Consider the following 6876-nt stretch of genomic DNA (forward strand, 5'->3'; position numbering starts at 1 on the left):
CGCCGATCCGCATCAACCGACCCATGAAGAGACCATTATGAAATTGATTGCCGCAATCATCAAACCGTTCAAGCTGGACGAAGTCCGCGAAGCATTAGCTGAAATCGGGGTCAGCGGCCTGACCGTCACCGAAGTCAAGGGGTTTGGCCGCCAGAAGGGCCACACCGAACTGTATCGCGGCGCCGAGTACGTGGTGGATTTCCTGCCCAAGATCCGCGTCGAAGTGGTCGTGCCGGCCGCCATGGTCGAAGGCGCCATAGACGCCATCGTCAAGGCTGCCCACACGGGCAAGATCGGCGACGGCAAGATATTCGTCATGCCCGTCGAGCAGGCCATACGCATCCGCACGGGCGAAAGCGGCGTCGAGGCGCTTTAAGCTTACATGGCATTGCGGGCAACGATATTCAAGCTTGAGCTGCACATCGCGGACATGGTGCGCGGCTACTACGACAGCCACGCCCTGACCCTGGCGCGCCATCCGTCCGAAACGGACGAGCGCATGATGATGCGGGTCCTGGCCTTCAGCCTGCTGGCTGACGAGCACCTGGCCTTCACGCGCGGGCTGAGCACCACCGACGAGCCGGCGTTGTGGCGCAAGGACCTGACCGGTGCCGTTCTTGCCTGGGTCGAACTGGGCCATCCCGACGAGCGGCGCCTGCTGCAGGCCAGCGGCAAGGCCGATCAGGTGGTGGTATTCTGCTACGGAGGCCCGGCCAGCCAGGTGTGGTGGCAGGGCGCGCGGCAAGGCCTGGAGCGGATCCGCAATCTTTCCGTGTATTCGGTGCGGCCCGAGGCCGTGCGAGAGCTGGCCGGCCTGGCGCAGCGGAGCATGACCTTGCACGTCACCATCGAAGAGGGCATGGCCATGGTGTCGTCCGACAGCGGCAGCGTCATGGCCGAGATCGAGACCTGGCGCTAATTTAAGGAGAGACCAACCATGAAGCTGATTTCCATTCTGGCCGTGGCGGCAGCCATGGCGGCCATCGGGGCCACCGCAAGCGCCGAGGGGCGCCTGGACAAAATCAAGGCCAATGGCGAACTCACCCTGGGGTATCGCGACTCTTCCATTCCGTTCTCCTACCTGGACGACAACCAGAAGCCCATCGGCTATTCCATGGATATCTGCCACGGCATCGCCGCTGCCATCCAAAAGGACCTGCAACTGCCCAGCCTGAAAATCAAAGAGGTTCCCGTTACGTCGTCCACGCGCATACCGCTGGTCGCCAACGGCACGGTCGATCTGGCCTGCGGTTCCGCCACCAATAACGCCGATCGCCAGAAGCAGGTCAGCTTCGCGCCGACCACGTTCGTAACGGCCACGCGCTTTGCGTCCCTGAAAAAATCGGGCCTGAAGGATCTTGGCGACTTCCATGGCAAGACCGTGGTTTCCACCGCAGGCACCAGCAACCTGCGTTGGCTTACGCGGATCAACGCCGAGCAGAAGCTGGGCATGCGCATCATTCCGGCCAAAGACCATTCCCAGGCTTTCCTTACCGTTTCAAGCGGGCGGGCCGCCGCGTTCTTCATGGACGACGTCCTGCTGGCGGGCCTGGTGGCCAGTTCGAACAATCCCGACAGCTGGACAATCAGCGCAAAGGCCTATACGGTCGAGCCCTATGGCATCATCGAGCCCAAGGGCGACGAGGCCTTCAAGAAGGCGGTCGACGATGCGGTGAAGGCCATGATGAAGGACGGCACCATCGACAAGCTGTATGCCAAGTGGTTCACACAGCCTGTTCCCCCCAAGAACATCAACCTGAACTGGCCCATGACTCCGGAACTTAAAAAAGTCATCGCCAATCCCACCGATACGCCCGATCCCGCCCATTACGCGCAATAGCGCCGTGGGCGCGGGCAAAGCTCAGGCCGGCCGTGCATTTCGTATAAGTTTCATACAATACCGTCCATGGAAAAAATACGAATCTCGAAATTGATGGCCGAGCAAGGCCTGTGTTCGCGACGCGAGGCCGACAGCTATATCGAGCGGGGCTGGGTGCGGGTGGACGGGGCTGTGGTGTCGGAGCTGGGCAGCAAGGCCTACCCCAACCAGAAAATCACCCTGGACCGGCAGGCGCAGCGGCGCCAGACCGCGCGCGTGACCATCTTGTTGAACAAGCCCGTGGGCTATGTCTCGGGGCAGGCCGAGCAGGGCTATCGGCCCGCCGTGTCGCTCATTACCGCCCGCAGCCAGTATCGCGCGGACAAGGCGGCGCAGCGTTTCGACCCCGCGCATCTGCGCGGCCTGGCGCCGGCGGGGCGGCTGGACATCGACTCCCAGGGGCTGCTGGTGCTGACCCAGGACGGGCGCATTGCGCGCCAGCTCATCAACGACGATTCCGAAATCGAAAAGGAATACCTGGTGCGGGTCGAGGGCAAGATGGCCGGCAATGGCCTCAAGCTGCTCAACCACGGCCTGAGCCTGGACGGCAAGGTATTGCGGCCCGCGCACGTAAGCTGGCAGAACGAGGATCAGTTGCGCTTCATTCTGCAGGAAGGCAAGAAGCGCCAGATTCGCCGCATGTGCGAGCTGGTCGGCCTTAAAGTGGTCGGCCTGAAGCGCGTGCGCATGGGCCGCATCGTGCTGGGCGACCTGCCTCCCGGGCAGTGGCGCTACCTGCGCGATGGCGAACGGTTCATTTAGTCTTTCGCGGCGGGCTTGCCCACGCGCTTGATGTGCCGGTCTTTTTTCACCCGCTTTGCCACGGCCGGAGCTTCGGCCGAGGGCGATAGAGCCAGCGTGAACGAGGCGCGATCGTCCTGGGCCAGGGTTTTCGCCAGCCAGGGCATAGCTTCGTCCAGGGCCTTGTGCAGGGTCCAGGGCGGGTTGATGACGAACATGCCGCTGCCGTGCAGGCCAAGGCCGCCTTCGACCGGCTTGCGCACGGTCAGGGCCGCATCGATCCACTTCACATCCATGTTTTCCAGGGAGCGCACCATTTCGTGCGCCTCGCGCCGCTGCACCAATGGATACCAGATGGCATAGCAGCCGGTGGCAAAGCGCGACAGGCCGTCCTTGATGCTTTGCAGCACCGACCGGTAGTCGGCCTTGTCTTCGTACGAGGGGTCCATGATGACGATGCCGCGGCGCGGCAAGGGCGGCAGCAGGCCTTTCAGGCCGCGAAAGCCGTCGGCCTGGTGCAGGGTGGTCTGCTCGATGGCGCGCTCGCCTTGCTCGGCGAGATTGTCGCGCAGCACATCGATTTCGGTGGGATGCATCTCGAACAGATGCAGGCGGTCGGCGTCGCGCAGGGCGCGCAGGGCCAGCCAGGGCGAGCCGGGGTAGAAGTTGGCCACGCCGTCCGGATTGAAATGCTGGACGTCCAGCAGATAGCGTTCGACGAGGGGAGGCAGGGATTCGGCGGCCAGCAGGCGATCCAGCCCGTCGACGAACTCGCCGTTCTTGGCGGCCCATTCGCTGGTCAGGTCGTAGATGCCGGCTCCGGCATGGGTGTCGATGACCCAGTAGGGGGTGTCCTTGCGGTTGTAGTAATCCAGGATGTGCACCAAGATGGCGTGCTTGAGTACGTCGGCATGGTTGCCGGCGTGAAAGGCGTGTCGGTAGCTGAACAAACGGGGACCTTTTTGGTCGGGAATTTAAAAATCGGACTTGATGGCTTCAAGGGCGTCGACGAAGACGGCGTCGCAGCCCCAGTCGAGCAGCTCGCGTGCGCGCGATGGTTCGCTCACGGTCCAAGCTCCTATTTTATAGCCTTTGGCGTGCGCGTCGGCGATGGCCGCGCGGGTGGCATACGTCTGGTCGATGTTGACCGCAACGCATTGCAGGCGCCGTATGCGAGCCGGCCAGTCGCCGGGCGGCGGGCCGTCCAGCAGCAGGGCGCGCGGCAGCTCAGGCGCGGCCTGCCGCGCCGCCTCCAGGGCGGTTTCGGAAAACGAGGACAGCAAGGGCGGCCTGGCGGGATCGTTCCAAAGCGTGGCGGCGAGCCGGGCGACCTCGCGTCCCGTGTCGGCCTCGGCGCCTGGCGGGGGCTTGATCTCGATGTTGCTGTATATGCCGTTGGCCTGGGTGAAAGCCGCCACGGCGTACAGGGTGGGAATGGGTTCGCCGGCGTACCGGCTTGAATGCCAGCCGCCGAAGTCCAGCCTGGAAAGCTCGGCGAAGGTCAGGCCGCCGGCCTCGCCGTGTCCATTGGAGGTGCGGTCCACCAGGTCGTCGTGCAGCAGGACAGCCACGCCGTCGCGGCTGAGCCTGACGTCGAATTCGACCATGGTGTAGCCGCGCCGGGCGCCCGCCCGCATTGCCGCCAGCGTGTTTTCGGGGGCCGTCGTGCCGGCGCCCCGGTGGGCGATGAGCCTGGGGTAGGGCCAGGCGTGCGCGTTGCGGGTCATGGTTGGGCCTAGGTGGTGGTAAACTCACGGCATATTTTAAGCGTCACTCAGCACTTCCATGCCCAGGCGAACATGTTCGCCATTTTTTTAGCATGTGTTGCCTGATGTCCCGCCCGGCTGGCTTCGCGAACCAGGCAGGCGGAACATCAGTGCCTTCGGTAAATTCGCGAACCAGAGAGTCCTATTAATGTTCGATTTTATCCGCCACCATCAGCGTTTGATGCAATTGATACTGCTGGTATTGATTCTGCCTTCGTTCGCCCTGATCGGGGTCAGTGGCTACAGCACCTATGTGTCCGGCGACCACGATCTTGTAAAGGTCGGCAGTTCGGCCATTACCCTGAAGGAATTCGACCAGGCCAAGAGCAATCAATTGCAGCAATTGCAATCGCGGGCGGGGGCGTCGTTCGACCCGGCCATGCTGGACAACCCCGAGGCGCGCAAGGCCTTGCTGGACTCTCTGATCGATCGCCATGTGGTGGTGTCCTCGGCTATCAAGAATCATTTCAGCGTTTCCGACGCCGTGCTGCGCCAAACCATCGCCTCCATTCCCGATTTGCAGGTCGACGGCCGGTTTTCACCGGAACGGTACAGCCAGGTTCTGGCCTCCATGGGCGTAAGCAGCCGCGACTTCGAAGAAGGGCAGCGTTCCGAGCTGGCCCTGCAGCGCGTGCTTGGGCCGGTCTCGGCCACGGCCAGCCTGCCGGCGCCGGTCACGCAGTCCATCGAGCAGGCGCTCACCGCCCAGCGCACCCTGCGCCTGCGCACCTTTGCCGCCGACGATTTCAAGAAGGGCATTCAGGTAAGCGATGCCGACGTCAAGGCCTGGTACGACAAGAACCAGCAGAAACTCGAAATTCCCGAATACGTCTCGGCCCAGTACCTGCTGCTCAACGAGGCGGCCGCCATGCAGGGCCTGCCCGCGGTCAGCGATGCCGACATGCACAAGTATTACGAGCAGAACAAAAAGCGCTACGTGACGCCGGCCCGTGTGCAGCTTAGCCATATCCAGGTCAATCTGTCCGCCGATGCCACGGCCGATCAAAAGGCGGCGGCCCAGGCTCGCGCCGAAGAACTCGCCAAAAAGGCCGCTGCCGGCAAGGCGGATTTCGCCGCGCTGGCCCGGGAGAATTCCGATGACGCGGGCACGGCGAAAGACGGCGGCAAGCTGGGCTGGATTACCAAGAACACCTTGCCGGCCGATCTGGAAAAAGTGGTCTTCGCCCTGAAGAAGGGCGAGGTGTCCGGCGTGGTCAAGGGGCCGGGCGGCCTGCATATCTTCAAGGCCGACGATGTCCAGCCCGAGCGCGGCGAAACGTTCGAGCAGGCGAAGTCCAAGGTGCAAAGCGAGATCCGGCGCCAGTTGGGGGCCGACCGCTTCGCGGACATGGCATCCAAGCTGACCAGCCTGGTGTACGACAATGCCTCCAGCCTGAAACCTGCCGCCGAAGCCCTGGGGCTGTCGGTCAAGGAGGCCAACGGGATTGCCGCCGACCGCTTGCTGCCGGCTTCCATGGTGGACGGCGCGGCGGCTTCGGCCAGCGATGACGCGGCGGTGCTGGGCGATGTGCGGGTGCGCCGCGCTTTGTTCTCGTCGCAGGTTCTTGCCGACAAGGGCAATTCGGGCGTGATTGAAATCTCGCCGGATACGATGGTGGTGGTGCGTGTTGGCAAGCTGACTCCCAAGCATGTGCAGCCGCTCGATAAAGCCACGGCAAGCATTCGCGAGCAACTGGTGCGCGAACGCGCGGCGGCTGCGGCGGAAAAGGCGGGCGAGGCGGTGCTGGCTTCGCTGCGGGCCAATCCGAACGGGGCATCGCTAGAGGGCTTTGCGAATGCGGTAACGGTTAGCCGCATCGATATGCATGGGCTTAGCAAGGACGTGCTCGATGCGTCGTTCGAGGTCGATCCGCAGAAGCTGCCGGGCTATACGGGGGTGAAGGGGCCGGATGGCTTCGTGGTGGTTCGCGTAGAGCACGCGGCGCCGGGCAAGCTCAACCCGACCCTGCAGGCGACGCTGCCGCTGCAGTTGGGGCAGGCTTTGGGCCAGGCAGAGGAAAAGGCTGTCTTGCAGGCGATGAAGACGGCGGTGGGGGTGAAGATACTGCCGGAGGCCGAGAAGGCGCTGGCGGGCGAGGACGGCAAGGATCAGGGTTGATGGTCGTTTCCGTGCTGGTTTGATTTGTCGCCGGTTTGGCGATGCTTGTGGGCCCGGTTTATGACCGGGCCCATTTGTTTTTGGGTTGTGATGCTTCGATTGCTTTTTGTTGAGTGGTTGTTGGCTGGTTTATATGGGCTGGGTTTGGGTTGGGGGTCGAGGTTTTTGGGTTCTTGAGCGGCCGTGGCGTGCCCGCACCGGCGCGCTCAGGTCGCTGCGGCCCCGGCTGCGCCGAGGCTTCCCATGTCGACAACCGTTTTCGGGCGCTCACAGAACTCGGACGAACGGCCAGCCCCCGGCTGGCCGTAAACGCCGTCCTCAAACAGCTGTTCGCTTGCACCCCGAAAACGGCCGCCGCCATGGCTTGCTCC

General features: G+C 63.4%; 7 protein-coding genes. 5 read left to right on the top strand and 2 right to left on the bottom strand.

The genetic code is table 11. From position 1 onward, the window contains the following. Positions 1-37 precede the first annotated feature (37 nt). From VNT00_RS11655 to VNT00_RS11670, 4 genes are all read left to right on the top strand, one after another. Entirely contained in the window at positions 38-376 is a 339-nt protein-coding gene (locus tag VNT00_RS11655) for a P-II family nitrogen regulator (protein WP_325587627.1), read from the top strand. A 6-nt stretch (positions 377-382) separates the two neighbouring features. Then, entirely contained in the window at positions 383-919 is a 537-nt protein-coding gene (locus VNT00_RS11660; RefSeq protein WP_325587628.1) for a YaeQ family protein, read from the top strand. Positions 920-937: 18 nt separating this feature from the next. After that, complete coding sequence (locus tag VNT00_RS11665; protein WP_325587630.1) at positions 938-1840, top strand: amino acid ABC transporter substrate-binding protein; 903 nt, start codon at positions 938-940, stop codon at positions 1838-1840. Positions 1841-1906: 66 nt separating this feature from the next. Next, positions 1907-2641, top strand: a complete 735-nt coding sequence (locus tag VNT00_RS11670) for a pseudouridine synthase (RefSeq protein ID WP_325587631.1) — start codon at positions 1907-1909, stop codon at positions 2639-2641. On the opposite strand, the gene VNT00_RS11675 is transcribed toward VNT00_RS11670, so the two are convergent. Then, positions 2638-3570 carry a 23S rRNA (adenine(2030)-N(6))-methyltransferase RlmJ gene (locus VNT00_RS11675; protein WP_325587633.1) on the bottom strand — a complete coding sequence of 311 codons (933 nt, stop codon included), beginning with the start codon at positions 3568-3570 and terminating at the stop codon, positions 2638-2640. The two genes, VNT00_RS11670 and VNT00_RS11675, sit on opposite strands and share 4 nt — an antisense overlap. Before the next feature lie 24 nt (positions 3571-3594). After that, entirely contained in the window at positions 3595-4347 is a 753-nt protein-coding gene (gene ugpQ, locus VNT00_RS11680) for a glycerophosphodiester phosphodiesterase (RefSeq protein WP_325587635.1), read from the bottom strand. A gap of 187 nt (positions 4348-4534) precedes the next feature. On the opposite strand from ugpQ, the gene VNT00_RS11685 reads away from it, so the two are divergent. Further along, positions 4535-6505 (top strand): SurA N-terminal domain-containing protein, encoded by a 1971-nt coding sequence (locus tag VNT00_RS11685; RefSeq protein ID WP_325587637.1) that lies wholly within the window; start codon positions 4535-4537, stop codon positions 6503-6505. Positions 6506-6876: the final 371 nt, after the last annotated feature.

The sequence above is a fragment of the Eoetvoesiella sp. genome (assembly GCF_035555955.1).
Classification (GTDB): Bacteria; Pseudomonadota; Gammaproteobacteria; order Burkholderiales; family Burkholderiaceae_B; genus Eoetvoesia.

Bases quoted from the DNA above. Each gene is read 5' to 3' on its own strand.
- VNT00_RS11670 (WP_325587631.1), top strand. From the start codon at position 1,907: ATGGAAAAAATACGAATCTCGAAATTGATGGCCGAGCAAGGCCTGTGT.
- ugpQ (WP_325587635.1), bottom strand. From the start codon at position 4,347: ATGACCCGCAACGCGCACGCCTGGCCCTACCCCAGGCTCATCGCCCAC.
- VNT00_RS11665 (WP_325587630.1), top strand. From the start codon at position 938: ATGAAGCTGATTTCCATTCTGGCCGTGGCGGCAGCCATGGCGGCCATC.
- VNT00_RS11685 (WP_325587637.1), top strand. From the start codon at position 4,535: ATGTTCGATTTTATCCGCCACCATCAGCGTTTGATGCAATTGATACTG.
- VNT00_RS11660 (WP_325587628.1), top strand. From the start codon at position 383: ATGGCATTGCGGGCAACGATATTCAAGCTTGAGCTGCACATCGCGGAC.
- VNT00_RS11655 (WP_325587627.1), top strand. From the start codon at position 38: ATGAAATTGATTGCCGCAATCATCAAACCGTTCAAGCTGGACGAAGTC.